We start from the raw sequence: 25,002 nt of genomic DNA on the forward strand, positions 1-25,002 counted from the left end.
AAGCTCAGCGTTTCTGGCTGCGGGCCATGAAGGCGAGGCGTTCGAACAGATGCACGTCCTGTTCGTTCTTCAGAAGCGCCCCGTGCAGCTTGGGCAGGGCGTTGACCCCGTCGCGCTTCAGATCCTCGGCATCCATGTCCTCGGCCAGCAGGAGCTTCAGCCAGTCCAGCACCTCGGAGGTCGAGGGCTTCTTCTTCAGCCCGGAGGTTTCGCGCAGCTCATAGAATTGGGTCAGCGCGGCGGTCAGCAGGCTGCCCTTGATGCCGGGGTGATGCACCTCGACGATCTTGCGCATCGTCTCTTCGTCGGGGAAGCGGATATAGTGGAAGAAGCAGCGGCGCAGGAAGGCATCCGGCAGCTCTTTCTCGTTGTTCGAGGTGATGATCACGATCGGCCGCAGCCGGGCCTTGATGGTCTCGCCGGTCTCGTAGACGAAGAATTCCATCTTATCGAGTTCCTGCAGCAGGTCGTTCGGAAACTCGATGTCGGCCTTGTCGATCTCGTCGATCAGCAGAACGACCTTCTCGTCGGCCTCGAAGGCCTGCCAGAGCTTGCCCTTCTTGATGTAGTTCTTGACGTCATAGACCCGCTCGTCCCCGAGCTGGCTGTCGCGCAGCCGGCTGACGGCATCGTATTCGTAAAGACCCTGTTGGGCGCGGGTGGTGGACTTGATGTTCCATTCGATCATCCGCAGCCCGAGCGAGCCGGCGACCTGCTTGGCCAGTTCGGTCTTGCCGGTGCCGGGTTCGCCCTTGACCAGAAGCGGCCGCTCCAGCGTGACGGCGGCGTTGACCGCGATAGTCAGATCGTCGGTGGCGACGTAATCCTTGGTACTTTCGAAACGTGCGGTCATGCGGCTCTCCCTCCTGTGCCCAAGGATCGGGGATACTCAGCGGGCGACGCCTTTGCAAGCGCCGCGGGCTGTGCCGTGGCGGCCAGCGGGCGAGGCGGCGGGCAACGGCTGGAAAACCGCGCGCTGTCGCTCTCGGGGTGCCGCAGGCGACGGCATCTTGGCGGCCGGTCGTGTCAGGAAACGGCCCGTGCACAGACGTGCACAGATTTGTTCCACCGATCGGCGAGAATGCCCTTGGAAAAGCATTTCCATCCTTATTTCCGGCAATCCCGTTTTGAGTGCTGCGGCGAGCTTGAGTTTGACAATTCATTTCGTATCGATGGAATTCGCAATTCGATCTCTCTGAAAACTTCCAATGTTTGCAGAGAACATAAGGGATGTTGCGCTGAGCCCGAGCCGCGATTGGCGGCCCTGTGGCGCGCGAGGGCGCGAGGGGGTGTCCGCGCCATGTGGGGTGCCGGGAAATCACTGGAGGCATGGGACATTTGTGTAGTGACATCCCTGCGACCTTGGGCTAAACGCAGCGCCATGAGAGCACGGGTGAATGACGTGACATCTACAGACAGACCCGGGCCGGAAGGAGAAGGTATGAAAGCCGAAGTTTTCCTGCCGGAGGATTATCGCCCGGCCGAAGACGAACCGTTTATGAACGATCGGCAACTTGAATGGTTCCGCCGCGAGTTGCTGCGTCAGAAGGGGGAGTTGCTGAATGAAAGCAAATCCACCATCGCGGGGCTGCAGGACGGAACCCGCAATATTCCCGATATCGCCGACCGCGCCAGCGAGGAAACCGACCGCGCGCTGGAATTGCGGATCCGCGATCGTCAGCGCAAGCTGGTGACCAAGATCGACTCTGCGCTGCGTCGGATCGACGAGGGTGAATTCGGCTATTGTCAGGAGACCGGCGAGCCGATTTCGCTGAAGCGCTTGGTCGCACGGCCCACCACGACGCTAAGTCTGGAGGCGCAGGAGCGGCATGAGCGGCGCGAGCGGGTCCACCGCGACGACTGATCGCCTCGGGGCCTTTGTTGCGCAACTGCGAACGCCGGGGCCCGTGCCCTGGCGTTTTTGCTTTAAAGAAAGCGGCCGGAACAGGCCGGAACAGCCGGGCAAACCCGGCGGACATCGGGCGGAAGGAAAAAGATGGCGCTGAGCGGCCGTCATATTGTCGTGGCTGGTGCCGGCATCGGAGGGCTTGCGGCTGCGCTGGCGCTGCGGGCCCGTGGCGCCGAGGTCACCCTGCTGGAGCGTGCCGGCGAGATTGCCGAGGTTGGTGCCGGTCTGCAGATCAGCCCCAACGGTGCAGCCGTGCTTTCGGCGCTGGGGCTCGGGCCGGCGATGGAGCGGGTGGCCTTGCGCAATCGGGCCGTGGTGCTGCGCGATTACCGGCGTCCGGGAGATGTGCTGCGTCTTGATCTTGAGAAATATGCACCCGGGCAGGATTTCTTTCTTGTCCACCGCGCCGATCTGATCGGGCTTCTCGCCACCGCAGCGCGCGGGGCGGGGGTGAACCTCAGGCTGTTGCAAAACATTGATCGTGTCGAACCCGGCACCCAGCCGGTTGTGCATCTGTGCAATGGTGCCCAGGCGCGTGCCGATCTGGTGGTCGGCGCCGACGGTCTGCATTCGCGGACGCGGGTGGCGCTGAACGGCCCCGATCAGCCGTTCTTCACCGGTCAAGTGGCCTGGCGCGCGACCGTGCCCAATGATCTGGACCTGCCGGCCGAGGCCTCGATCTATATGGGGCCGGGACGGCATCTGGTTTGCTATCCGCTGCGCGAGGGCCGGATGGTCAATATCGTCGCCGTGCAGGAGCGCCGCGACTGGGCCGAGGAGGGCTGGCACCACAGTGACGATCCCGCCAATCTGCGCGCGGCCTTTGCGGGCTTTCGTGGCGTGCCGGCGGAGCTGTTGAAACGGGTGGAGGAGACCGCGCTCTGGGGGCTGTTCCGCCATCCGGTGGCGCCGCGCTGGCAGGGTGGCAATGTGGCCCTGCTGGGCGACGCGGCGCATCCGACGCTGCCGTTCCTGGCGCAGGGGGCGAATCTGGCGCTGGAAGACGCCTGGGTTCTGGCTGACTGCCTGGAGCGCGAAGCGGATAGTGTGACCGCGCTGGCGCTTTATCAGGCGCGACGGCGCGATCGGGCGATCCGGGTGATCGAGGCCGCCAATGGCAATGCCTGGAAATATCATTTCCGCCTGTCGCCGCTGCGCGAGCTGGGGCATCTGGCGCTGCGGCTTGGCGGCTCTCTGGCGCCGGCGCAGGCGGTGCGGCAGTTCGACTGGATCTATACCCACGACGTGACCAAGGGCTGAGACGCCGCGCCCTTGGATCGGCGGAGAGATCGGGGCGATAGGAAGGCGCGGCGCGCCTTCGAAAGCAGGTTCAGGCGTCGAGCTCGACCCAGACGGGGACATGGTCCGAGGGCTTGTCATAGCCGCGGATGTCCTTGTCGATGCCGCAGTCCAGCATCAGGTCGGCGGCCTGCGGGGTGAGCAGCAGATGGTCGATCCGGATGCCGTTGTTGCGGGCCCAGGCGCCGGCCTGATAATCCCAGAAGCTATAGAGGCCCGGGCCGGGATGGCGGGTGCGGATGGCGTCGGTCAGGCCCAGGTTGGTGATCCGCTGGAAGGCGGCGCGGCTTTCGGGCAGGAACAGCGCATCCTTTTCCCAAGCCTCGGGCTTGGCCACGTCGATCCGCTGCGGGATGACGTTATAGTCGCCCGCGAGGATCGCCGGCTCCTCGGTTTTCAGCAGGTCGATCGCGCGGGCGCGCAGCCGCTCCATCCAGGCGAGCTTGTAATCGAACTTGGGCCCCGGCGCCGGATTGCCGTTGGGCAGGTAGAGCCCGCAGAGCCTGAGCGCGGTCTTGCCCACCACGGTGGCCTCGATCCAGCGGGCCTGGTCGTCGCTGTCGTCCCCGGGCAGGCCGCGGCGGACATCTTCCAGCGGCAGCTTCGACAGGATCGCCACGCCGTTGAAGCCCTTTTGCCCATGGGTTTCGACGTTATAGCCACGCTCTTCGAACATCTCGCGTGGAAAGGCCTCATCCACCGACTTGATCTCCTGCAACAGCACCACATCGGGCTGGGCGGCGTCCAGCCAGTCGCAAAGCGCCTGGGCGCGGGCCTTGATGCCGTTGATGTTGAATGTGGCGATCTTCATGCGGGCCTCCTTCGGCGGTGGTCGATCTATCGCGCATCGGGACGGTCAGGGCAAGTCAGAGGGTTGATTCGTGATATTTGCCTATAATTTAGGCAAAATTTAGCGAGAAGAAGAATAAATATGTGTAATATCAAGCATGTGGATAAGTTTTTTAATCCTGTGGATGATATTCTCCTTTTGATTGTTTGAGGTGATTTTGATGCACGTAGTTGATGTGAGTAACTGCGATCCGGCGCGAGAAGCGGATGCAAAACTCGCTTTGACATGAAGGGGGCGAGTGCCAGCCTGAGGGGGTGTCAACATTCAACCATGGGGGATTGAAATGACTGCTCTGCACAAAATGAACCTGAAGACCGGGATCGAAGATGTCGCCGGCCTGCTTGATGGCGCCGACACCGGGCTGTTCCCGTCGGGCTCCGCGCCGATCGGGGGCGATCTGCTGACGGGTGAGGCGGTGTCGCTGTTTCCGTCGGGGTCGGCCCCTGTCGCCGCTGGCGATCAGTTGGCCGGCGAGGCGGTGTCGCTGTTCCCCTCGGGGTCTGCTCCGGCCGCGGGCGGCATGATGGCGGCGGGGGAAGGCACCCGGCTGTTTCCGTCGGGAAGCTGATCAGGGCGCCGGAGCGGAGGGAAAGCGATGTCGAATGTCATTCGTCTGACCGTTCCGATCCGGGCCCAGGGCGAGGCCGCGCGGCACGCGGCCTTGCTCTCCTGCTTTGCGTTGCATCGCCGGGGGGAAGGCGATGTCTTCTGGTTGAAGGAGAATGCAGAGCTTTTGAACATCCTCGAATGCACCGGCGCGCGGCCCGGGGCCGAGGCGCTGGCGCCGCTGCTGCCCCTCTACGAGAGGGCGGAACGGCGGCTGGCCTTTTTTCCGCAATATTACCGCTTTTTGCTGTCGATCGTGCTGGATCTCGAAGACCTGGGGCTGCCGGGAGAGACGGGCGCGCGGCTCTGCGCCCGGGCGGCGGCCGACGGGCTGGCTGAGGCCGAGCTTTCCGATTTGCAACGGGCAGAGGCGCGCCGGCTGATGGCGCGTCGCGGCGTCGCCTCTTCGGCCGATCCGGGGCTCGACGACCGGCTGCGGGCCTTCATCGGCCGGCCCGAGACTTTCGCGCTGCCGAACAAGAAGGCGGCCTATGAGCTGACCCATATCGTCTTCTATCTCAGTGATTATGGCCGGCGTGATCCCGGGCTGGAACCGGCGGCGATTGCCAGTCTCGAGAATGCGGCGCTGCTGTCCTATCTCGAGCAGAACGCCGATCTGCTGGCGGAAATCTGCATCGCGCTGCGGTTCGCCGGGATCGCCCCGTCGCCGATCTGGGAAGATTGGCTGGCGACGGAGCTGCGCGGTTTCACCGTGCTTGAAGGCGCGCGGTCGGACCTCGCCCCGGACGAGTATCACGACTATCTGATGTGCGCCTGGGCCGACCGGCTGCGTGGCGGCGCGGGGTTCATCAAGCCTGCCTCGGCCGGGCGGATGAGCTTTTGGCGTGGCCCGCGCGGGGCGGCGCCGCTCAGGCAGATGTCGGAATGGCTGTTTCGCCTGGAGGACGCGCGCAGCGGCGACTGGCGGGCGATGGCGCCGCGTCTGCGCGCAGCGCTGAGCGCGCCGGCGCAGCAAATCCTCTCCGCCGCCGAGGCCAGCAGCGAGCGGTTTGCCGAGTTCTTCGCTGGGTTCGCCCGGCCGGAGGCGCAGGCATGAGCGGGGCGCGGCGGCAGGCGCTGGTCGGCGCCGGGCTGGTGGTGATCTATACCGGGCTGATCGCCGCGGCGGATGCGATCACCAAGCGGATCGCCGACGGGTTTGAGGCGCCGCAGATGTTCGCGGTCTCCGGGGCGATCGTCGTGGGGCTGAGCCTGCTGCTGGCGCGCGGCAAGCGCGCCGCGATCAGAACCGGTTGCCCGCGCAGCATGATGCTGAGATCGGCGGCCACCGTGATGGCGGCGGTCGCCTTCTTTCAGGCCTTTCGCCTGTTGCCCTTCGCCGATGTCTTTCTGTTCATCGGGGTGATGCCGGTCCTGGCGGCGCTGATGTCGGGGGCGATCCTGGGGGAATATCCGCGCCCCGCCGCCTGGGGGGCGCTGCTGGTCGGGGCGGTCGGAGTGGCGTGTCTGTTTCCGGCTGGGCTGCATGCTGTCGAACCGGGGCATCTCTGGGCCGGGTTCGCCGCAGTATCTGGAACATTTTCCATGGTTATGGCGCGGTTTATCGGGCGACATGAAAGTAATGCCATAGCTCAGGTGCTCTGGCCCAACCTGGCGCTCTTTGCCGTGTCGCTCGTTGGGCTGCCACTGGTCTGGCGGCCGATGGGGCTGGCGGAACTTGGATGGATCGCCGGATATGCCGGGGTGTTGTTCCTGGCGCGCTGGGTGTCGGTGGTGGCTTTGCGGCTGTTGCCGGCCTATGCGGTCACGCCGCTGATGAACCTGCAATTCGTTTGGATGATCACGCTTGGCGCGCTGGCCTTCGGCGAATGGCCGGCGGCCGGCACGCTGCTGGGCGCGGCCATCGTGATCGCCAGCGGGATCTATCTGCTCTGGGATCAGATGAGGCCGGAAAGGCGCTTCGAGAGAAACTTGAGGATCGAGCCGTAACGAATTGAAAATATAGGGAGATAGGCGCGAATCGCGCCTCTCCTCACATCGCGAAGGAAGTGCCGCAGCCGCAGGAGGACGTGGCGTTCGGATTGTCGATCACAAAGCGGGCGCCGATCAACTCTTCGGTGAAGTCGATGGTCGCGTTGGCCAGGAACGGCAGCGACACGGAATCGACCACCACCTTTTCGCCCTGGCTTTCCAGCACCAGATCGTCCGCTGCCGGATCGTCCAGCACGATGTTGTACTGGAAGCCGGAACAGCCGCCGCCCTCCACCGCGACGCGAAGGGCTTTGCCCTGGTCGGCGGCGCCGATCTCGGACAGGCGGGCGAAGGCGCGCTCGGTCACTTTCGGGGGCAGGTTCATGGATCACTCCGGTGGTTTGAATTTCTCTGCGAGTCCAATATAGATGCCTGCGAGAATTGGACAAGGACAAGGACCGCAGATGCTTGCGCCCTATGCCTCGGATCCTGGGAAAAGCCGCGGGCGGCTGGTCCGGGAAGAGGAAAGCAGTTTTCGGTCGCCGTTTCAGCGCGACCGGGACCGGATCATCCACGCCAGCGCCTTCCGCCGGCTGAAGCACAAGACACAGGTCTTTGTCGAACATGAGGGCGACAATTATCGCACCCGGCTGACCCATTCGATCGAGGTGGCGCAGGTAGCTCGCACCATCGCCGGGGCGCTTGGTCTGAACCAGGAGCTGACCGAGGCGGTGGCGCTGGCGCATGATCTGGGGCACACCCCCTTCGGCCATACCGGAGAGGACGCGCTGCATGCGCTGATGGAGCCCTATGGCGGCTTTGATCACAACGCCCAGGCGATCCGCATCGTCACCAAGCTGGAACGGCATTACGCCGAATTCGACGGGCTGAACCTGACCTGGGAAACCCTTGAGGCGATCGCCAAGCACAACGGTCCGGTGGAGGGCGACTTGCCCTGGGCGCTGGCGGACTGCAACGCCGTCCTTGACCTGGAGCTGCACACCCATGCCAGCGCCGAGGCGCAGGTGGCGGCGCTGGCCGATGACATCGCCTATAACAACCACGATCTGCATGACGGGCTGCGCGCCGGCCTTTTCACCGATGACGAGATCACCGCGCTGCCGATGATCGGCCCCGCCTATGCCGCAGTCGACGCGAAATATCCCGGGCTCGACTGGAACCGCCGTCGGCACGAGGCGCTGCGGCGGGTGTTCGGGGTGATGGTGAGCGATGTGATCGACACCTCGCGCAGGCGACTGGCCGAAAGCGGTGCGCAATCGGTCGAGGACATCCGCGCGCTTGGCCGTCCGGTGGTGCAATTCTCGCCCGAGATCTGGCTGCAGCTCAAGGATATCCGCGACTTCCTGTTCCGCCGGATGTATCGCGCGCCCAGCGTGATGGTGATCCGCAAGCAGGTCGCGGTGGTGGTGGAAGAGCTGTTCGACCTGTTCCTGCGTGACCCGGGGCTTATGCCCGAGCGTTGGTTGCAGGATCTGGCCCGCGCCCGGGGGGATGAAACCGTCGTGGCTCGGATCATTTCCGATTACATTGCCGGGATGACCGACCGGTTCGCTCTGCATGAACACGAGCGGCTGATGCAACCCTGACCGAGAGGAGGGCGCCGCGCATGGTTTCCCCTGCAGATGGCGCCCTGTCGCCGGTGACCGCCTTTGCCCTGGTTGGGGCGCTTGGCGTCGGGTCGCAATGGCTGGCCTGGAAACTGCGGCTTCCGGCGATCGTGCTGATGCTGGTGGCCGGCCTGCTGGTCGGCCCGGTGCTGGGGGTTTTCGATCCGGCCCGCGACATCGGCGATCTGAGGGGGCCGATGATCTCGATCGCCGTGGCGATCATCCTGTTCGAAGGCGGATTGACGCTGAACTTCCACTCGCTCGCCGGTGCGGCCGAGGGGGTGCGCCGGCTGGTGGTGCTGGGGGCGCCGCTGGGCTGGCTGACCTCGGCCTTGGCGCTGCATTTCGTTGCCGGGCTCAGCTGGGAAAGCGCTGCGGTCTTCGGCGGCATCCTGATTGTCACCGGGCCCACGGTGATCGCGCCGCTGTTGCGCACCGCGCGGCTGCAGAAACGCCCCTCGGCGCTGCTGCAATGGGAGGCGATCGTGAACGACCCGGTGGGCGCGCTGGCTGCGGTTCTGGCCTTCGAGGTGGTGGCCGTCGTCCATGCCGACGCCAGTGCCGCGCTTGCCCTTTGGGAGCTGCTGGGCGGCATCGCCTTCGCCGCGCTGGTGGGGATCGCCGGCGGCTGGGGGATCGCCCGCGCCTTCGATCGCGGCCAGGTCGCCGAATACATGAAGGTGCCGGTGCTGTTCGCGGCACTGCTGGCGGGCTTTGCGCTGGCCGATGCGCTGTTGCACGAAAGCGGGCTGCTGACGGTGACGATCATGGGCATCTGGATCGCCAACGCCGGCCTGCCGTCTTACGAGGAGATCCGGCGGTTCAAGGAACATGCCACCATCCTGCTGGTCTCGGGTGTATTTATCCTGCTGGCGGCGGGGATGAACCTGGAAACGCTCTCGGTGCTCGATTGGCGGGCGGCGGTCTTCGTCGTGGTGCTGATCCTCATCGCGCGGCCTCTGGCGGTGCTGACGGCCCTGGCTTTCACCAAGGTGCCGATGCGCGAACGGCTGCTGGTGGCCTTCACCGGCCCGCGTGGCGTGGTGCTGGTGGCGGTCGCGGGGCTGTTCGGGGATCGGCTGGTGGCGCTGGGGCTGGAAGATGCCAGCCGTATCGCCCCCTTGGCCTTCGTGATCGTGGCGGCCACCGTGGTGCTGCATGGTTTCACCCTCGCGCCGCTGGCGCGCGCCCTCGGCTTGACCGCGACGGGGCGGGGCGGGGTGGTGCTGGTCGGCGGCTCCAGCTTTTCGACCGCGCTGGGGGAGGCGCTGGAAAAACTGACGATCCCGGTGCTGGTGACCGATACCAATATCATCCGCCTGCGCGGCGCGCGCAATGCGGGGCTCAGAACCTTCTATGGCGACATCTTGTCGGAAAGTGCCGAATACGGGCTGGATCTGATCGGCTATGATCAGGTCGTCGCGCTCAGCGAAAACGATGCCTACAATACGCTGGTTGCCACCGATCTGGCGACGGAATACGGCCGCACCCATGTGTTCCAGCTCCGGCGAGAGGTGCAGGAGACGCGCCGGCACACCCTGCGCACCACTTTGGGCGGACGACGGCTGGTTGGCGGGCTGACCTATGGGGAACTGAGCCGGCGGATGCATCAGGGCTGGCGTATCCGCACCACCCGGCTGAGCGAGGAATTCGGCTATCGTGCCTTCCGCGAGGCCTTTCCCGACAGCGTCCTGATCGGTGAACTGCCCGAGCGTGGCGCGCTGCGCCTGTTCGAGCCGCGCGAGGATGGCAGCGACCCGAAACTGGGCATGGCGGCGCAGGTGATTCATCTCGCGCCGCCGGAACCCGCCGCCGAAGCGGCCGCGAAGGGTGGGCAGGATTGACCTTGGAGGCAAAGATGCCTAGACCCGGCGCGCTCCAACAGTGCCACCAATGCCGCTCCCTGAAGGAAACTTAGGTATGAACATCTTCGCCGATATCCGCGCGCTCGTGCTAGACAACCTCGCGGTCATGACCGCCGAGGGGCTGTTGCCCGAAGGTCTGTCCCTTGACAACGTCACGGTGGAACCGCCGCGCGATGCGGCGCATGGGGATATGGCGACCAATGCCGCCATGGTTCTGGCGAAACCCGCCAAGATGAAGCCCCGCGATATCGCCGAGACGCTTGCCGCCCGGCTGGTTGCCGATGGCCGGGTCGCGGGGGCCGAGGTGGCCGGCCCCGGCTTCCTGAACCTGCGGCTCGAGGCGCGGGTCTGGCAGGAGCTGGTCGGCGCGGTGCTGGCCGAGGGAACCGCCTATGGTCGCTCCGATCTGGGCCATGGGATGAAGGTCAACGTCGAATATGTCTCGGCCAACCCCACCGGTCCGCTGCATGTGGGCCACACCCGGGGCGCGGTCTTCGGCGATGCGCTGGCGAGCCTGCTGGATTATTCCGGCCATGACGTGACCCGCGAATATTACATCAACGACGGTGGCGCCCAGGTCGATGTGCTGGCCCGGTCGGTCTATCTGCGCTATCTCGAGGCGCTGGGGACCGAGGTCGATTTCCCCGATGGCACCTATCCCGGCGAATATCTGATCGAGGTCGGCAAGACCTTGGCCGAAGAGATCGGCGATCGTTATGTCGATCAGCCCGAATCCGTCTGGCTGGAACAGCTGCGCGATTATGCCACCGACAAGATGATGACGCTGATCCGCGAGGATCTGGCGGCGCTTGGCGTCAAGATGGATGTCTTCTTTTCCGAAAAATCGCTCTATGGCACGGGTCGGATCGAGGATGCGATCGAACATCTGCGTGCCAAGGGGCTGATCTATCGCGGCGTGCTCGAGCCGCCGAAGGGCAAGACCCCCGAGGATTGGGAGCCGCGCGAACAGACGCTGTTCAAATCGACCCTGCATGGCGACGATGTTGACCGGCCGATCATGAAATCGGACGGCAGCTGGACCTATTTCGCCCCCGATATCGCCTATCACTACGACAAGATCACCCGCGGCTTCGACGAGCTGATCGACGTCTTCGGGGCCGACCATGGCGGTTATGTCAAGCGGATGAAGGCGGCGGTTTCGGCGCTGTCCGAAGGCCGGGTGCCGGTCGATATCAAGCTGACCCAGCTGGTCAAGCTGTGGAAGAACGGCGAGCCCTTCAAGATGTCGAAGCGGGCAGGGAACTTCGTCACCCTGCGCGATGTGGTCGATCAGGTCGGCCCGGATGTGACCCGTTTCGTGATGCTGACCCGCAAGAACGACGCGCCGCTCGATTTCGACTTCGACAAGGTGCTGGAGCAGAGCCGCGAGAACCCGGTGTTCTACGTGCAATATGCCAACGCCCGGGTGATGAGCGTGCTGCGCAAGGCGACGGAGGCGGGAATCGCAACCGATGACGCCACCCTGGGCGCCGCCGATCTGGGGCTGATCGGCCATGAGGCCGAGCTGACGGTCGCCAAGAAGCTGGCCGAATGGCCGCGTCTGGTGGAAACTGCCGCCCGTTCGCACGAGCCGCACCGGATCGCCTTTTACCTGAACGAACTGGCCAGCGATTTCCATGCACTGTGGAACCGCGGCAACGAAGTGACCGAGCTGCGCTTCGTTCAGGAGGGGGATGTTGCAACATCTCAGGCAAAAATGGCACTGGCGCGTGCCGTTTCCGTTGTTATTTCCGCCGGCCTTGGTATTCTTGGGGTCACGCCGGCGCAGGAGATGCGATAACCAAGTCGCCCGAACCGCCGGCACGAGGCAGTAAGCAAGTGAACCCGAGCGTGGGATAAACACCCGCGCCGATGGGCAGTGAGGCGGATATGGCGGATATCGAGTACACCTATGGTGTGTATGGGGAAGATCTCTATGCGGATGACTATGATCCGCAGGAGGGCGTAGAGCCGGCTCGCGCACAGACGACGGGGCGCAGCCTCGGTCGGATCGTGAATATCGCCGGTGCCGTGGCTTCTCTCACGCTGGTGGTGGGGGTCGGTATCTGGGGCTACAAGCTGATGGTCCGCGATGTCAGCGGCGTGCCGGTGGTGCGCGCGCTGGAAGGACCGATGCGGGTGGCCCCCGATGATCCGGGCGGTCAGCCCGCAGATCACATGGGTCTGGCCGTCAATGCGGTTGCCGCTGGCAATGGCGCCAGCGAGACTCTGCCCGATACGCTGACCCTGGCGCCCCGGCCGGTGCATCTGACCGATGAAGACAAGCCGATGGAGGCCGGGAACGACACGGTGGTCGTGGCGGCGCGCAATGCCGGGGCCGCGGCGAAGGTTCGTGGTGGCACCGTCGACGCGGTGGTGCGGCAGGTGACCGATACGACGGCGTCGATCGAGAACGTCGCAAACGAGGGTGTCGATACTCAGGTCGATGGCGTGACCATGGGCGAGGAAAGCTCCGACGATCTGGTCGGCGCCCATCTGGCCTCTATTGATCCCGAGCTGCTGCTCGCCCCGGGCGTCAAGGTGTCGCCCCGCCCGATGGAGCGGCCGCTGCGTATGGCCGCCGCGGCGCGTGTCGATGTCGCCGATGCGCTGAAGTCGGCGCAGGACGTGATGGCGACCAGCACCACGGTCGAGGTCGACTCGGCCAGCCTGTCGACGGGCACCCGTCTGGCCCAGCTTGGCGCCTATGACAGCCCCGATATCGCGCGGGAGGAATGGGAGCGTCTGTTCGCGCGTTTCGGCGATTACATGGGCGGCAAGAAGCGGGTGATCCAGAAGGCCAGCAGCGGCGGGCGCACCTTCTATCGGCTGCGCGCCATGGGCTTTGATGATCTGAGCGACGCGCGCCGGTTCTGTTCGGCCCTGGTGGCGGAGAATGCCGACTGTATCCCGGTGACCGTGCGGTGAGATTCGGCGCCACGATTCTGGATGCCGAGGGGCTGCGCCTCTCGGCCGATGAGATTTCCCTCTTTCGCGAGACCAACCCTTTCGGGTTCATCCTCTTCGCCCGCAATATCGACAGCCCGGATCAGATCCGGGCGCTTTGCGATGACATGCGCAACGCCGTCGGACGCGAGGCGCCGATCCTGATCGATCAGGAAGGCGGCCGGGTGCAGCGGCTGCGGGCGCCGCTCTGGCGCGAATGGTTGCCGCCCCTGGATCACGTCGCCGGTGCCGGCGATGAGGCCGAACGGGCCATGTTCCTGCGCTATCGCCTGATCGCGGCAGAGCTGCGCGATCTGGGCATCGACACCGATTGCGCGCCGATGGCCGATCTCGCCGGCGAGGCGACGCATCCCTTCCTGAAGAACCGCTGCTATGGGTCCGATCCCGAAACCGTGGCCCGGCTGGCGCGTGCGGTGGCCGACGGGCTGATGGCCGGCGGCGTGCTGCCGGTGCTGAAACATATCCCGGGCCATGGCCGCGCCACCCAGGACAGCCATTTCGATCTTCCCCATGTCGCCGCCGATGCGGAGGAGCTGGACGATACCGATTTCGCCGCTTTCCGGATGCTGAACGACGTGCCGATGGGGATGACGGCGCATCTGGTCTATGACGCCATCGACGATCGCCCGGCGACGCTGTCGCCGCCGGTCATGGCGATGATCCGCGAACAGATCGGCTTTGACGGGCTGATCATGACCGACGACATCTCGATGAAGGCGCTCCAGGGCGATCTGGCAGAGCTGTCGCGCGCCTCTCTGACTGCCGGTTGCGATGTGGTTCTGCTGTGCAATGCCACCCTCGCCGAACGTCGCGCCGTGGCCGAGGCCGCCGGAGAGATGGGGGAGACCGCCCAGGCCCGCGCCGAGGCGGCTCTGGCCGCGCGGCAGAACCCCGAACCGCTTGACATTCAGGCCGCCGAAGAGGAGCTTTCCTGCCTCATGGGCGGAATGGTCTATGGCGGATAGAGACCTTTTTGAAGAAGATGAACGACTGTCGGTGACCGAACGCCTCGCGGCCGAGGCGCTGATCGTCGATGTGGACGGGTTCGAAGGCCCGCTCGACGTGCTGCTGATGCTGTCGCGCACGCAAAAGGTCGATTTGCGCAAGATCTCGGTTCTGCATCTGGCGCAGCAATATCTGACCTTCGTCGAGAAGGCCAAGGCGCTCAGGATCGAACTCGCCGCCGACTATCTGGTGATGGCGGCCTGGCTGGCCTTCCTGAAATCGCGGCTGCTGCTGCCCCCCGATCCCACCGAAGAGGGCCCCTCGGGCGAGGAACTGGCGGCACATCTGGCCTTCCAGCTGGAACGGCTGCAGGCGATGCGCGACGTCGCCGCCCGGCTGATGGGACGCGACCAGAAGGGCCGCGATTTCTTTGCGCGCGGGCAGGGCGAGGATGTGATGCGCATCCGCACGGTGACCTATTCGGCCACGCTGCTCGATCTGATGCAGGGCTATGCCCGGGTCCGCACGCGGGATGAATTCCGCCCCTTCGTGATGGATCGCCACAACGTTTTCACCATGGAACAGGCGCTTGATCGGATGCGGCCGCTGATCGGCTATGCCGGCGACTGGACCGATCTGACCAGCTATCTGCCCGACGGCTGGGAAAACGACCCGATGCGCCGCCGCTCCGCCACGGCGGCGACCTTCGCCGCCTCGCTCGAACTGGTCAAGGAAGGCCATATGGAGATCCGGCAGACCGAGATATTCGCGCCGATCCAGTTGCGCAGAAGGGACAAGAGAGAGTGAGCGAAGAGCACAAGCGCGAGGCGCCGCAGGAAGAATCCCTCTTCGAGGCGCCGCCTTTGGGCGAACAGGAACGGATGGTCGAGGCGGTGCTCTTCGCCAGCGCCGAACCGGTGACCGTGCGCGATCTCGAGGCGCGGCTGCCGCATGGCTGCGATCCGGCCGAGGCGCTGGTAAACCTGCGCAAACGCTATGAGGGGCGCGGCGTGCGCGTCGTGCGGGTGGGGGACGCCTGGGCGATCCGTACCGCGCCCGATCTGGGCTATCTGATGCAGAAGGAAACCGTCGAGGTGCGCAAGCTGTCGCGCGCCGCGATCGAGACGCTTGCCATCATCGCCTATCACCAGCCCTGCACCCGGGCCGAGATCGAGGAGATCCGCGGCGTCTCGGTCAGCCGGGGCACCATCGACCAGTTGCTGGAAATGGGATGGATCCGCTTCGGCCGTCGCAAGATGACGCCGGGCCGTCCGATCACCTTTGTGGTGACCGAGGAATTCCTGGATCACTTCGGGCTGGAGACCGCCCGTGATCTGCCTGGGTTGAAGGAGCTGCGCGCCGCCGGCCTGCTGGAGAACCGGCCACCGCCGGGAACCATACCCCTGGGCCAGCGGGAGGTGGATGAGGACGAGCTGAACAGCCCGGAATCCGGCCAGACCGAGCTTTTCGAGGATTAATTCCGGCGAAATCGCCCGCCTTGCCGTGAAATTCGCATAGTCTCTTCCTAGGTAAGGGGCTGAGCTTGGAAGGGGATGCAACGAGATGAACCTCAATCAGATCATCAACATGATCCTGCGGCAGGTGATGCACCGGCTTATCCGCAGCGGGGTGAACGCGGGGATCAACGCCGCATCGACCCTGGGCAAGAAAAGCGGGCGCAGCACGCCTCCGTCGCGGCCGATGGCGGCGGATCGCTATGGGGTGACCTCGGATGAGGCGACGCAGGACGAGATGGCCCAGCAATCGCCGGCGAGCGCCGAGGAGCGCGACCGCATTCGCCAGATCCGGCAGGCCCGCCGCGCCACGCGGGGCGGCAAGCCCTAGGCACGTCGCGAGCGGCCCTCAGCCGGCGCGGAAGTGCTTGGACAGCTTCAGACCCTGACCCTGATAGTTGGAGGCGATCCCGGCGCCGTAGAGGCGTGTGGGCGGCTCTGACATGCGTTCATAGACCAGACGGCCGACGATCTGACCGTGTTCCAGCACGAAGGGCGCCTCGTGGCAGCGTACCTCGAGCACGCCGCGTGCGCCCGCCCCGCCGGCTCCGGCATGGCCGAAGCCGGGATCGAAGAACCCGGCGTAATGGACGCGGAACTCCCCCACCATGGCGACATAGGGCGCCATTTCGGCGGCGTAGTCGGGCGGGATATGCACCGCCTCGCGGCTGACCAGAATATAGAAGGCGCCCGGATCCAGGATGATATGCCCGGCGGTTGTGCGGATCTCTTCCCAGAACTCGGCGGGATCATAGGCGCCGATGCGGTCAAGGTCGATCACCCCGGTATGGGGCTTGGCGCGATAGCCGACCAGATCGGAATCCCGTGGATGCAGGTCGACCGAGAATCCCAGCCCCTGTTCGATCATCGCCGGCCCGTCGACCAGTGCGGTTTCGGCATGCAGCGCGCGCAGCGCCTCGTCGCTGAGAATCGCCTGACCGCGGCGGAATCGGATCTGGTTCAGCCGCATGCCCGGCCGCACCAGCACCGAAAAGCTGCGCGGACAGATCTCGGCATAGAGCGGGCCATGGTAACCGGCTGGAATCCGGTCGAATTCCGTGCCCTCGTCGATGATGGTCCGGGTCAGAAGATCAAGCCGGCCGGTGGAGCTTTTGGCATTGGCGACCGCCGTCATGTCGGCAGGCAGGGCCAGCGACTCGGCGAGCGGCACCAGATAGACGCAGCCCTTTTCCAGCACCGCGCCCTGGCTCAGGTCGATGCGGTGCATCTCGAATTCGGCGAGCCGGTCGGCGACGCTGTGGCCCTGTCCGGCCAGAAAGGAGGCGCGGACGCGATAGGCGACAGTGCCGAGCCGCAGATCAAGACTGGCCGGCTGTACCTGTTCGTCCAGCACCGGGTCTTCGGCATGGATCGCGCCAGTGGCCAGCATTTCGCGGATTTGATGATCGGGGCAAACGCCTGTCATAAGCCTGTCCTGTCCTGTTGTGGAAGGCGGCTGAAGTGGTAACGCTTGTAGAAATTGGTCGGGCTAGCAGGACTCGAACCTGCGACCTTCCGTCCCCCAGACGGACGCGCTACCAGGCTGCGCCATAGCCCGACGTGGGGGTCTTCATACTGTATTTGGGGGCAGGGGCAAGGGGGCAGCATGAAGATTTTTACCGCCCGATCGTTTTTTCCTGACGGTCGTGCCAGTCGCGCAGGGCGCGGGCGAAAGGCGCGATGCGCGCGGCCTCGAGACGGCTCAGCCTGGTGATGCCGGCGAGGTGCCCGAGCAGCCCCGGAGCATAGCGCAGATCGTCCTGTGGCCCGGTGTCAGGGCTGCCGGCGGCCATTGCCGTGTCAGAGCCAGCGGGCTGCTCGTGCGGCGGTGTGGCCAGGGGCGAGGCGGCGTGGCCGGGGGCGAGGAAAGAGGGCAGGACCGGGACATCGGCCTCTGCGGCGGCGGTCTCCCCGGCTGCGGGCTGATCCTCTGCCGCCATGATGGGGGGCAGAGGCGCCTGCGGCTGGTCGATGAGCGGCAGCTCGACGGATTCGGCGGGAGATTCGACTCGGGCAGGCTCCGAAGGGCTGTCTGAAGATGATTCTACTGCCGGTGCCGCAACCTGGCTGTCCGTGGCGGCGGCCATGTCGGTTCCGGAGGGCGCCACCGTCTGGTCCGGTGTAATCTCGTCTTCCGCAGTGTCCTCCGGCGTCAGCTCTGCTGCCGCAACCGTCTCGATCGGCCGTTGCACCAGGATCGGAGACGAGGGCTTGGCCTTGAAGGCCAGCACGGTGCCGCGTTCTTCCTCGGCTTCGATCAGGGGGATTTCGTCGAACTGATCGCCTTCGAGCGACGGCGACATGTCGGAAACATAGGGCACGCCCTGTTCGCGCAGAATCTTCTGCACCCCCTTGATGGTCATGCCGTCATCATGCAGCAGCGTCTTGATGCCGCCGATCAGCCGCATGTCGGCGGGGCGGTAATAGCGTCGCCCGCCGGCGCGCTTGATCGGTTTGACCTGGGGGAACTTGCTTTCCCAGAACCGCAGAACATGCGCCTGCACCCCGAGCCAGGCCGCGACTTCGCTAATGGTGCGGAAGGCATCCGGGGACTTTGTCATTGCTTCAGAACCTGCTTAGTCCCGGTTTCCGGCGGCGACGCGGTCTTTCATCAGATGCGACGGACGGAAGGTCAGCACGCGGCGCGGCTGAATCGGCACTTCCTCACCGGTTTTTGGATTGCGGCCCACACGGGCGGATTTGTCCCGCACGCTGAAGGTGCCGAAGGAAGAGATCTTGACCTGCTCCCCGCGCACCAGCGCGTCGGAAATATGTTCCAGCATGCTTTCGACAAGCTGAGCGCTTTCATTGCGCGACAGGCCGACTTCGCGAAACACTGCTTCGCTCAGGTCCATACGTGTCAGAGTCTTCGAGCCCATACCAACCCCCTTGAGTTCCAGCCAGAATAGGGGCAGGGCAATTTCACTGTCAATATCAATGAATTGCAGGAGCTAAGTTATGCGGCAACGCCGGGTGGTCCTACCAGCGGAGAACCACCGAGCCCCAGGCCAGCCCGCCGCCGATCGCTTCGGTCACCAGAAGGTCGCCCGTCTTGATCTGTCCGCGGGCCTTGCCGACCGAAAGCGCCAGCGGAATCGAGGCGGCTGAGGTGTTGCCATGGTCCTGCACGGTGACCACAACCTTTTCCATCGGTAGGCCCATTTTCTTCGCGGTGCCCTGGATAATGCGGATATTTGCCTGGTGCGGCACGATCCAGTCGACGTCCTCTGCGGTCAATCCAGCCCGTTCCAAGGCGGTTTCGGCAGTCTTGGCCAGTTTTTCCACCGCGTGGCGGAACACCTGGTTGCCCTGCATGCGCAGATAGCCGGAGGTGCCGGTCGACACGCCGCCATCGACATAGAGCAGGTCCTTGAAGCGCCCGTCGGAATGCAGATCGACCGACAGGATGCCGCGATCGGACGGCAGGCCGGGTTCGTCGCGCCCTTCGAGGATCAGCGCGCCGGCCCCATCGCCGAACAGCACGCAGGTCGAGCGATCGGTCCAGTCCATGATGCGCGAGAAGGTCTCGGCTCCGATCACCAGGATGCGTTCGGCCTGACCGGAGAGAATCAGCGCGTTCGCGGTCGACAGCGCATAGATGAAACCGGCACAGACCGCCTGCACGTCGAAGGCGAAGCCGTGGGTCATCTCAAGTTGCGCCTGGACCATGGTCGCGGCGGAGGGGAAGGTGAGATCGGCGGTCGAGGTCGCCAGCACGATGGCGTCGATCGCGTCGGCCTCGATGCCGGCATCGGCCAGGGCGGCGCGGGCCGCATGAGTCGCCAGATCCGAAGTCCTCTCTCCCTCGGCTGCGAAATGCCGCCGTTCGATGCCCGAACGGCTGCGAATCCATTCGTCCGAAGTGTCGAGAGTCTGTTCGAATTCCGAGTTGGGAACGACGCGCTCGGGGAGGTAATGGCCAACCCCAATCACGACAGAACGTTTCACCATGATGTTAAGCCTGCCCTTCGCCGTCTTTTTCTTCCACAGCCGGATTGACGCTGCGTCCGGCGGCATCTTGTGTAAGCTCGGCGGCAGATGCAACCCGTGCCGCCAGCTTTTCGGCAAAACCGGATTGGGCCAGTTGAAAGGCCAGCTTGATCGCCGCCGACACGCTGGTGGCATCCGATCCGCCGTGGGATTTCACCACGGTGCCATTGAGGCCAAGAAAGATGCCACCGTTGGACCGTCGCGGGTCGATGCGCTTTTTCAGTCGTCTGAGCGAGGTGATCGCCAGGATCGAGGCCAGCCGCGACAGCAGCGAATAGCGGAACGCTTCGCGCAGCGCCTCGCCGATCATGCTGGCGGTGCCTTCGCCGGTCTTGATGGCGACGTTGCCGGTAAAGCCGTCGGTGACGATCACGTCTGCGACATCACCGGGGATATCGCTGCCTTCGACGAAGCCGACGAAATCGAAATTGGCCTTGTCGGCGAATCGGGTGATCAGCGCGTGGGCCTCTTTCAGCTCGGGCCGGCCCTTGTGTTCCTCGGTGCCGACGTTGAGCAGCCCGACGCGGGGGCGGCGCAGGTCCATGCCGTTGCGGGCATAGGAGGCCCCCATCATCGCATATTGCAGCAGATCACGCGCATCGGCGCGCACATCGGCGCCGACGTCGAGCATGATGTTCGCCCCCTGCGGATTGCGCGAGGGCCAGAGGATCGCGATGGCGGGACGGCTGATGCCGGGCAGGCGGCGCAGGCAAAGCATGCTCAGCGCCATCAAGGCGCCGGTATTGCCGCAGGACACCGCCCCATGTGCCTTGCCATCGCGCACGGATTCGAGCGCGGCCCACATCGAGGTGTCGCGACCGTGGCGCATGACATGGCTGGGCTTGTCCTCCATGGTGACCACTTCGGCCACGTCATGAAAGACAACGCGCCCCGCAAGCGAGCGGCGGCGCGCGACCAGCGGTCTAAGCTGCTCTTCCGGTCCGTGCAGGATGAAGCCGATCTCGGGGTTCTTGCGGGCGGACAGATCCATCCCGGCAACAACCACCCCAGGGCCGGCATCGCCCCCCATGGCATCGACCGATACAACGATACGTCCAGCCTCGGGGCCGGTCTCGTCAGGCATCTGGTCGGGCATGGGGGTCATGCGCGGATGCGTCTGGCTGAGCTCAAGCCGCGTCTTCGTCCAGCTCGATCTCGTCGGTCATCGCGACGACTTCACGGTCATCGTAATGGCCGCAGGACGGGCACACGTGGTGCGGGCGCTTCAGTTCGCCGCAGTTCGAGCATTCGTTGGGGTTTGCAGCAACCAGAGCGTCATGCGCCCGGCGGTTGTTACGGCGCGACTTGGAAACTTTGTTCTGTTGGACAGCCATGTCTCAACCCTTGTCTAATCTGGGGCCCCGAGCGGTCTCGCGAGCCGAGTTTCGATTCCGTGTGATACGGCGTGACGTGCGTTTAGGCCGGGGCCTGCGGCTTGTCCAACCCTAAATCCGATGAGCGGGCGAAAATACTGCGAATTCCTGCCTGCGCAAGGGGGTTTCAGAGTTTTTCGTCGGCCAGCCGGGGGCGTGGGGCCGGGGGCTCAGGGTTTGTCCTTTGCGGCGTCGCGCAAAGAGGCCAGCGCGGCAAAGGGGCGGGTGTCCTCGTCCCGCATCGCCTGCTTGCCCGGTTCGGTAAAGACCGCCTCGCCAAGTTCGGCGCTCTCCGAGCGCGGATAAAGCGGCAGCGCAAGCTCGAGCGCCTCGATCATCACCGCCTCGGGGTCGATAACGGTGCCGAGCGGCTCGACTGTGTCATCCTCGGGCATTTCGACCTCGGCGCCCTGGGGGACGTCCATGTTGGCGAGATATAGCCGGCGCACGGCGGTGTCGATGCGGGTGGTCACCGGTTCCAGCGTAACGACGCAGGGCTGCACCACAGTGGCGCCCAGCGTTCCTTCGAGCAGCCAGTCGCGGCGGCCCTGTGCGGTGATCTTGCCGGAAAACCGCAGTTTTCGCAGCGCCGCGAGGTCAAGCTCGGTCGCAATGCGGGCGCGGGCCTCGGCATCGGGGGACAGATCAAAGGCGACGGGGGCGTTCTGCGCCAGCTCAGCCACCCGGAAGGCGTGGGTTTCGGTCATCGCGGTTTATCAGCTTTCTTCTGGTTGGGGCTTCGCAATCTTGAACCATAGGCCCAGTTTATATAATCGGGTGGTCAGGCGCATTAAAGCCAAGGCGAGAGGGCAGTTATGACTGTATTCGTACCACCGCTCAAGACGGGTCTGCGGGCCGCCCTCGCGGGGATTGCTCTGCTGGCCATGGCGGGCTGCGTGGCGATCTACCGCAATCACGGCTATGTGCCGCCCGAGGATGAGCTGAATGCCATCAAGGTCGGCGTCGATACCCGCGATACCGTGCTGGAACATATCGGGCCGCCCAGTTCGTCCGGCGTTCTGCAGGACAGTGGTTTCTATTATGTCGAATCCCGGATGCGCCACTATGGGCCGACCGAACCCAAGGTCGTTTCGCGCGAGGTGGTGGCGATCAATTTCGACAAGCGTGGGGTGGTCAGTGGCGTCCAGCGCTATGGGCTCGAGGATGGCAAGGTGATTCCGCTGCAACGGCGGGTGACCTCCTCCAGTATCGAGGACAAGACTTTCCTGCGTCAGCTTCTGGGCAACCTCGGCCGCTTCAACCCGGCGACCGCTCTGGGCGAATAAGGCTGGGCGGATAAGGTCGGCTGGCAAGGCGCCCGGGGCCCGGTCTCGGCGCGTCACCGCGGTGTCTTCTCTTGTGTGATAGAGGCTGCGAGACTAGATTTCTCGCAGCCATCACGCCGGATTGCAGAGGGTGCCATGCCGCTTTTGATGAAAGGCCGTTATCGCGCACGTCTGGCCGAAACCCCCGGGGATGTGGCGGCAGCCCAGGCTCTGCGCACCTTGGCCTTTCGCACTAGCGGGCCGGACCGCGATCACTTCGACGACATCTGTTCCCACATCCTGGTGCACGAGATGCGCTCGGGGGCGCTGGTATGCTGCTTTCGCATGCTGGTGCTCGAGGGCGGCGACGATCTGGTGCGCAGCTATTCGGCGCAATTCTATGAACTCGAAGGGCTGCAAAGCTTCGAGGGCCGCATGGTCGAGATGGGCCGCTTCTGCATCCATCCCGACTGGCACGATCCTGATATCCTGCGGGTGGCCTGGGGAGCGATGACGCGCTTTGTCGACGAGCAGGGAATCGCGATGCTGTTCGGCTGTTCCTCCTTCGCCGGCACCGAGACCGAGCAATATCTCGACGCCTTCGCCATGCTGAAGCACCGTCATCTGGGGCCGAAACGCTGGTTGCCGCGGGTCAAGGCGCCCGATGTCTTCCGCTTTGCCGCGCGGCTCAGGCGGAAACCGGATGCGAAAAAGGCCATGCTCAGGATGCCACCCTTGCTGCGCACCTATCTGCTGATGGGCGGCTGGGTCAGCGATCATGCGGTGGTCGACCGGCAGATGAACACGCTGCATGTCTTTACCGGGCTGGAGATCGGGGCGATTCCCCCGGGGCGCAAACGCCTGCTGCGCGCCGTCGCCGGCTGAGGCTGCGGCGCCAGGCCTTCGAGGTCTGGTGTGGGCCAGCGGTCGGAATTTCCGTATTTGAGACGAGAAGAAGCAGGGGCGGCGGCCCCGGACTTCATCTGAGGGTGATGCGGCGCTGTTGCGGAGATTGACGGCGCCCCTTGGCGCGGATAGCTGGCAGGCATGGCACGCGTACCTCTTCTTCAGCTCAATGGCATTTCCCTCACCTTCGGGGGAGAGCCGGTATTTTCAAACCTCGATCTCGTGGTTCAGCCGGGCGACCGGGTGGCGCTGGTCGGGCGCAACGGGTCGGGCAAATCCACCCTGATGAAGGTGATGGCCGGTCTGGTCGAGCCCGATCGGGGCGAGGTGATCGTCGGCCCCGGCGTTTCGGTCGGCTATATGGAGCAGGATCCCGATATGACGGGATTCGCCACGCTGGGCGATTTCGCCAGCGCAGGTCTGGCGCCGGGCGATCTCTATAAGGTCGAACGCGCCGGCGAGGGGCTGAAATTCGATCCCGCCCGCCCGGTCGAGACCGCCTCGGGCGGCGAACGGCGGCGCGCCGCTCTGGCGCGGCTGATGGCCGAGGCGCCAGAGCTGATGCTGCTGGACGAACCCACCAACCATCTGGATATCGAGGCGATCGGCTGGCTCGAGCGGGAACTCGCCGCCACCCGCGCCGGATTCGTCCTGATCAGCCACGACCGCGCCTTTCTGCGCAACCTGACCCGTGCCACGCTGTGGATCGACCGCGGCCAGGTGCGACGGCAGGAGAAGGGCTTCGAGCATTTCGAAGCCTGGCGCGACACGCTCTGGGAAGAAGAGGATCAGCAGCGCCACAAGCTGGATCGGCTGATCAAATCCGAAGGTCGCTGGGCCGTCGAGGGCATCAGCGCCCGACGCAAGCGCAACCAGGGCCGGGTGCGGGCGCTGCAGGCGCTCAGGGCCGAGCGGGCAGGTCAGATCAAACGCCAGGGCACCGCCGCCATGGCGCTGGAGGCCGGCCCGAAATCCGGCCGTAAAGTGATTGAAGCTGATGATATTTCAAAGACTTACGGTGACAAGGTGATCTTGCGGGATTTCTCGATCCGGATCCTGCGCGGCGATCGGGTGGCCTTTGTCGGCCCTAATGGCGCCGGCAAGACGACCTTGCTCAAGATCCTGCTGGGAGAGGTCGAACCGGATACCGGCACCGTCAGCCGCGGCACCAATCTGGAGATCGCGGTCTTCGATCAGGCCCGTGCCCAGCTCGACCCCGAGGCGACCCTGTGGGACAGCCTGACCAGCGATCCGTTGATGCGGGTCTCGGGCAAGGCGGATCAGGTCATGGTGCGCGGCGTGCCGAAGCATGTGGTGGCCTATCTCAAGGATTTCCTCTTTGACGAACGCCAGGCGCGGGCGCCGGTGCGATCGCTGTCGGGCGGGGAGAAGGCGCGGCTGTTGCTGGCGCGTCTGATGGCGCAAAGCTCGAACCTGCTGGTGCTCGACGAGCCGACCAACGATCTGGATATCGAGACCCTGGACCTGCTGCAGGAGTTGCTGGACGACTACGACGGCACCGTGCTGCTGGTCAGCCATGACCGCGATTTCCTGGATCGGGTAGCGGCGACCACGGTGGCGATGGAGGGGGACGGCAAGGCAACGATCTATGCCGGTGGCTGGTCGGACTATCAGGCGCAAAAACCTGGCGCCATGGTGGAAAAGGCCGAAAAGCCAAGGGATAATAAATCGAAGCTAAAGCAGGAAGTGAAGTCGAAGCCTGGCCTTTCCTTCACCGAGAAGCATCGGCTCGAAGCCCTGCCGGCCGAGATCGAGCGGCTTGAGGCCGAGATCGCCAAGCTGACCGAGCTGATGGCCGATCCGGACCTTTACAGCCGCGAGCCGGTCAAGTTCCAGAAGGCGAGCGAGGCCCTTGTCCAGCGGCAGGAGAAACTTGCCGCCGCCGAAGAGGAATGGCTGGAGCTGGAAGAAAAGGCCGGGGCCTCCTGACGG

Annotated in this window: 26 protein-coding genes and 1 tRNA gene; 16 read left to right on the forward strand and 11 right to left on the reverse strand. The window is 64.8% G+C overall.

Going from position 1 to position 25,002, the window contains the following annotated elements; all coding sequences use genetic code 11:
• Positions 1-4 precede the first annotated feature (4 nt).
• On the reverse strand, positions 5-853 hold the full coding sequence (locus ACN0V4_RS05030) for an AAA family ATPase (protein WP_417673634.1): 849 nt from the start codon (positions 851-853) through the stop codon (positions 5-7).
• A 588-nt stretch (positions 854-1,441) separates the two neighbouring features.
• Here ACN0V4_RS05030 and dksA point away from each other — a divergent pair.
• Both dksA and ACN0V4_RS05040 read left to right on the forward strand, forming a co-directional pair.
• Positions 1,442-1,864 carry an RNA polymerase-binding protein DksA gene (gene dksA, locus ACN0V4_RS05035; RefSeq protein WP_417673636.1) on the forward strand — a complete coding sequence of 141 codons (423 nt, stop codon included), beginning with the start codon at positions 1,442-1,444 and terminating at the stop codon, positions 1,862-1,864.
• A gap of 132 nt (positions 1,865-1,996) precedes the next feature.
• Positions 1,997-3,169: an FAD-dependent monooxygenase gene (locus ACN0V4_RS05040; protein WP_417673638.1), complete on the forward strand. Its 1,173-nt coding sequence runs from the start codon at positions 1,997-1,999 to the stop codon at positions 3,167-3,169.
• Between the two features lie 70 nt (positions 3,170-3,239).
• Here ACN0V4_RS05040 and xth read toward each other — a convergent pair whose 3' ends face one another.
• A complete protein-coding gene (gene xth / locus ACN0V4_RS05045) occupies positions 3,240-4,019 on the reverse strand; it encodes an exodeoxyribonuclease III (protein ID WP_417673640.1) in 780 nt (259 codons plus the stop codon).
• Positions 4,020-4,341: 322 nt separating this feature from the next.
• Here xth and ACN0V4_RS05050 point away from each other — a divergent pair, with 322 nt between their 5' ends.
• Genes ACN0V4_RS05050 through ACN0V4_RS05060 form a run of 3 tightly spaced genes read left to right on the forward strand, consistent with a single transcriptional unit; the run spans position 4,342 to position 6,614 of the window.
• On the forward strand, positions 4,342-4,626 hold the full coding sequence (locus ACN0V4_RS05050) for a hypothetical protein (protein WP_417673642.1): 285 nt from the start codon (positions 4,342-4,344) through the stop codon (positions 4,624-4,626).
• A 27-nt stretch (positions 4,627-4,653) separates the two neighbouring features.
• Entirely contained in the window at positions 4,654-5,721 is a 1,068-nt protein-coding gene (locus tag ACN0V4_RS05055; RefSeq protein WP_417673644.1) for a DUF6902 family protein, read from the forward strand.
• A complete protein-coding gene (locus ACN0V4_RS05060; RefSeq protein ID WP_417673646.1) occupies positions 5,718-6,614 on the forward strand; it encodes a DMT family transporter in 897 nt (298 codons plus the stop codon). Before ACN0V4_RS05055 ends, ACN0V4_RS05060 begins: the two co-directional genes overlap by 4 nt.
• Positions 6,615-6,657: 43 nt before the next feature.
• Here ACN0V4_RS05060 and ACN0V4_RS05065 read toward each other — a convergent pair whose 3' ends face one another.
• On the reverse strand, positions 6,658-6,981 hold the full coding sequence (locus ACN0V4_RS05065) for a HesB/IscA family protein (protein ID WP_417673648.1): 324 nt from the start codon (positions 6,979-6,981) through the stop codon (positions 6,658-6,660).
• Positions 6,982-7,060: 79 nt separating this feature from the next.
• Here ACN0V4_RS05065 and ACN0V4_RS05070 point away from each other — a divergent pair, with 79 nt between their 5' ends.
• The 8 genes from ACN0V4_RS05070 to ACN0V4_RS05105 all read left to right on the forward strand — a co-directional run bounded on the left by ACN0V4_RS05070 (position 7,061) and on the right by ACN0V4_RS05105 (position 15,846).
• A complete protein-coding gene (locus ACN0V4_RS05070; RefSeq protein ID WP_417673650.1) occupies positions 7,061-8,203 on the forward strand; it encodes a deoxyguanosinetriphosphate triphosphohydrolase in 1,143 nt (380 codons plus the stop codon).
• Between the two features lie 20 nt (positions 8,204-8,223).
• The gene (locus ACN0V4_RS05075; RefSeq protein WP_417673652.1) at positions 8,224-10,068 is read left to right on the forward strand and encodes a cation:proton antiporter; all 1,845 of its coding nucleotides are present in this window, start codon (positions 8,224-8,226) and stop codon (positions 10,066-10,068) included.
• A 76-nt stretch (positions 10,069-10,144) separates the two neighbouring features.
• Positions 10,145-11,890 (forward strand): arginine--tRNA ligase, encoded by a 1,746-nt coding sequence (gene argS / locus ACN0V4_RS05080; protein ID WP_417673654.1) that lies wholly within the window; start codon positions 10,145-10,147, stop codon positions 11,888-11,890.
• Between the two features lie 89 nt (positions 11,891-11,979).
• Positions 11,980-13,017, forward strand: a complete 1,038-nt coding sequence (locus tag ACN0V4_RS05085) for an SPOR domain-containing protein (RefSeq protein WP_417673656.1) — start codon at positions 11,980-11,982, stop codon at positions 13,015-13,017.
• On the forward strand, positions 13,014-14,021 hold the full coding sequence (nagZ, locus tag ACN0V4_RS05090; RefSeq protein WP_417673658.1) for a beta-N-acetylhexosaminidase: 1,008 nt from the start codon (positions 13,014-13,016) through the stop codon (positions 14,019-14,021). The genes ACN0V4_RS05085 and nagZ overlap by 4 nt, the downstream gene beginning before the upstream one ends.
• Positions 14,011-14,808: a segregation and condensation protein A gene (locus tag ACN0V4_RS05095; RefSeq protein WP_417673660.1), complete on the forward strand. Its 798-nt coding sequence runs from the start codon at positions 14,011-14,013 to the stop codon at positions 14,806-14,808. Before nagZ ends, ACN0V4_RS05095 begins: the two co-directional genes overlap by 11 nt.
• On the forward strand, positions 14,805-15,479 hold the full coding sequence (gene scpB, locus ACN0V4_RS05100; RefSeq protein ID WP_417673662.1) for an SMC-Scp complex subunit ScpB: 675 nt from the start codon (positions 14,805-14,807) through the stop codon (positions 15,477-15,479). Before ACN0V4_RS05095 ends, scpB begins: the two co-directional genes overlap by 4 nt.
• 85 nt (positions 15,480-15,564) lie before the next feature.
• Entirely contained in the window at positions 15,565-15,846 is a 282-nt protein-coding gene (locus tag ACN0V4_RS05105; RefSeq protein ID WP_417673664.1) for a hypothetical protein, read from the forward strand.
• A gap of 18 nt (positions 15,847-15,864) precedes the next feature.
• Here ACN0V4_RS05105 and ACN0V4_RS05110 read toward each other — a convergent pair whose 3' ends face one another.
• The 8 genes from ACN0V4_RS05110 to ACN0V4_RS05145 form a co-directional block, all read right to left on the reverse strand.
• Complete coding sequence (locus ACN0V4_RS05110; protein ID WP_417673666.1) at positions 15,865-16,941, reverse strand: 2'-deoxycytidine 5'-triphosphate deaminase; 1,077 nt, start codon at positions 16,939-16,941, stop codon at positions 15,865-15,867.
• A 55-nt stretch (positions 16,942-16,996) separates the two neighbouring features.
• Positions 16,997-17,073, reverse strand: a tRNA-Pro gene (locus ACN0V4_RS05115).
• Between the two features lie 58 nt (positions 17,074-17,131).
• Positions 17,132-18,076: a MerR family transcriptional regulator gene (locus ACN0V4_RS05120; RefSeq protein ID WP_417673668.1), complete on the reverse strand. Its 945-nt coding sequence runs from the start codon at positions 18,074-18,076 to the stop codon at positions 17,132-17,134.
• A 15-nt stretch (positions 18,077-18,091) separates the two neighbouring features.
• The gene (ihfA, locus tag ACN0V4_RS05125; RefSeq protein WP_417673670.1) at positions 18,092-18,394 is read right to left on the reverse strand and encodes an integration host factor subunit alpha; all 303 of its coding nucleotides are present in this window, start codon (positions 18,392-18,394) and stop codon (positions 18,092-18,094) included.
• 100 nt (positions 18,395-18,494) lie between these two features.
• On the reverse strand, positions 18,495-19,466 hold the full coding sequence (locus ACN0V4_RS05130; protein WP_417673672.1) for a beta-ketoacyl-ACP synthase III: 972 nt from the start codon (positions 19,464-19,466) through the stop codon (positions 18,495-18,497).
• Positions 19,467-19,470: 4 nt separating this feature from the next.
• Positions 19,471-20,610 (reverse strand): phosphate acyltransferase PlsX, encoded by a 1,140-nt coding sequence (gene plsX, locus ACN0V4_RS05135; protein ID WP_417673674.1) that lies wholly within the window; start codon positions 20,608-20,610, stop codon positions 19,471-19,473.
• A 22-nt stretch (positions 20,611-20,632) separates the two neighbouring features.
• The gene (rpmF, locus tag ACN0V4_RS05140) at positions 20,633-20,839 is read right to left on the reverse strand and encodes a 50S ribosomal protein L32 (RefSeq protein WP_284479167.1); all 207 of its coding nucleotides are present in this window, start codon (positions 20,837-20,839) and stop codon (positions 20,633-20,635) included.
• 209 nt (positions 20,840-21,048) lie between these two features.
• Complete coding sequence (locus ACN0V4_RS05145) at positions 21,049-21,585, reverse strand: YceD family protein (protein ID WP_417673676.1); 537 nt, start codon at positions 21,583-21,585, stop codon at positions 21,049-21,051.
• A 108-nt stretch (positions 21,586-21,693) separates the two neighbouring features.
• Here ACN0V4_RS05145 and ACN0V4_RS05150 point away from each other — a divergent pair, with 108 nt between their 5' ends.
• From ACN0V4_RS05150 to ACN0V4_RS05160, 3 genes are all read left to right on the forward strand, one after another.
• A complete protein-coding gene (locus tag ACN0V4_RS05150; RefSeq protein WP_417673678.1) occupies positions 21,694-22,164 on the forward strand; it encodes an outer membrane protein assembly factor BamE in 471 nt (156 codons plus the stop codon).
• Between the two features lie 135 nt (positions 22,165-22,299).
• Positions 22,300-23,028 (forward strand): GNAT family N-acetyltransferase, encoded by a 729-nt coding sequence (locus ACN0V4_RS05155; protein WP_417673680.1) that lies wholly within the window; start codon positions 22,300-22,302, stop codon positions 23,026-23,028.
• 162 nt (positions 23,029-23,190) lie between these two features.
• Positions 23,191-24,999, forward strand: a complete 1,809-nt coding sequence (locus ACN0V4_RS05160) for an ABC-F family ATP-binding cassette domain-containing protein (RefSeq protein ID WP_417673682.1) — start codon at positions 23,191-23,193, stop codon at positions 24,997-24,999.
• The last annotated feature ends 3 nt before the right edge of the window (positions 25,000-25,002 follow it).

Origin of the sequence: Pseudodonghicola sp. (assembly GCF_048268305.1) — a bacterium.
GTDB lineage: Bacteria > Pseudomonadota > Alphaproteobacteria > Rhodobacterales > Rhodobacteraceae > Pseudodonghicola.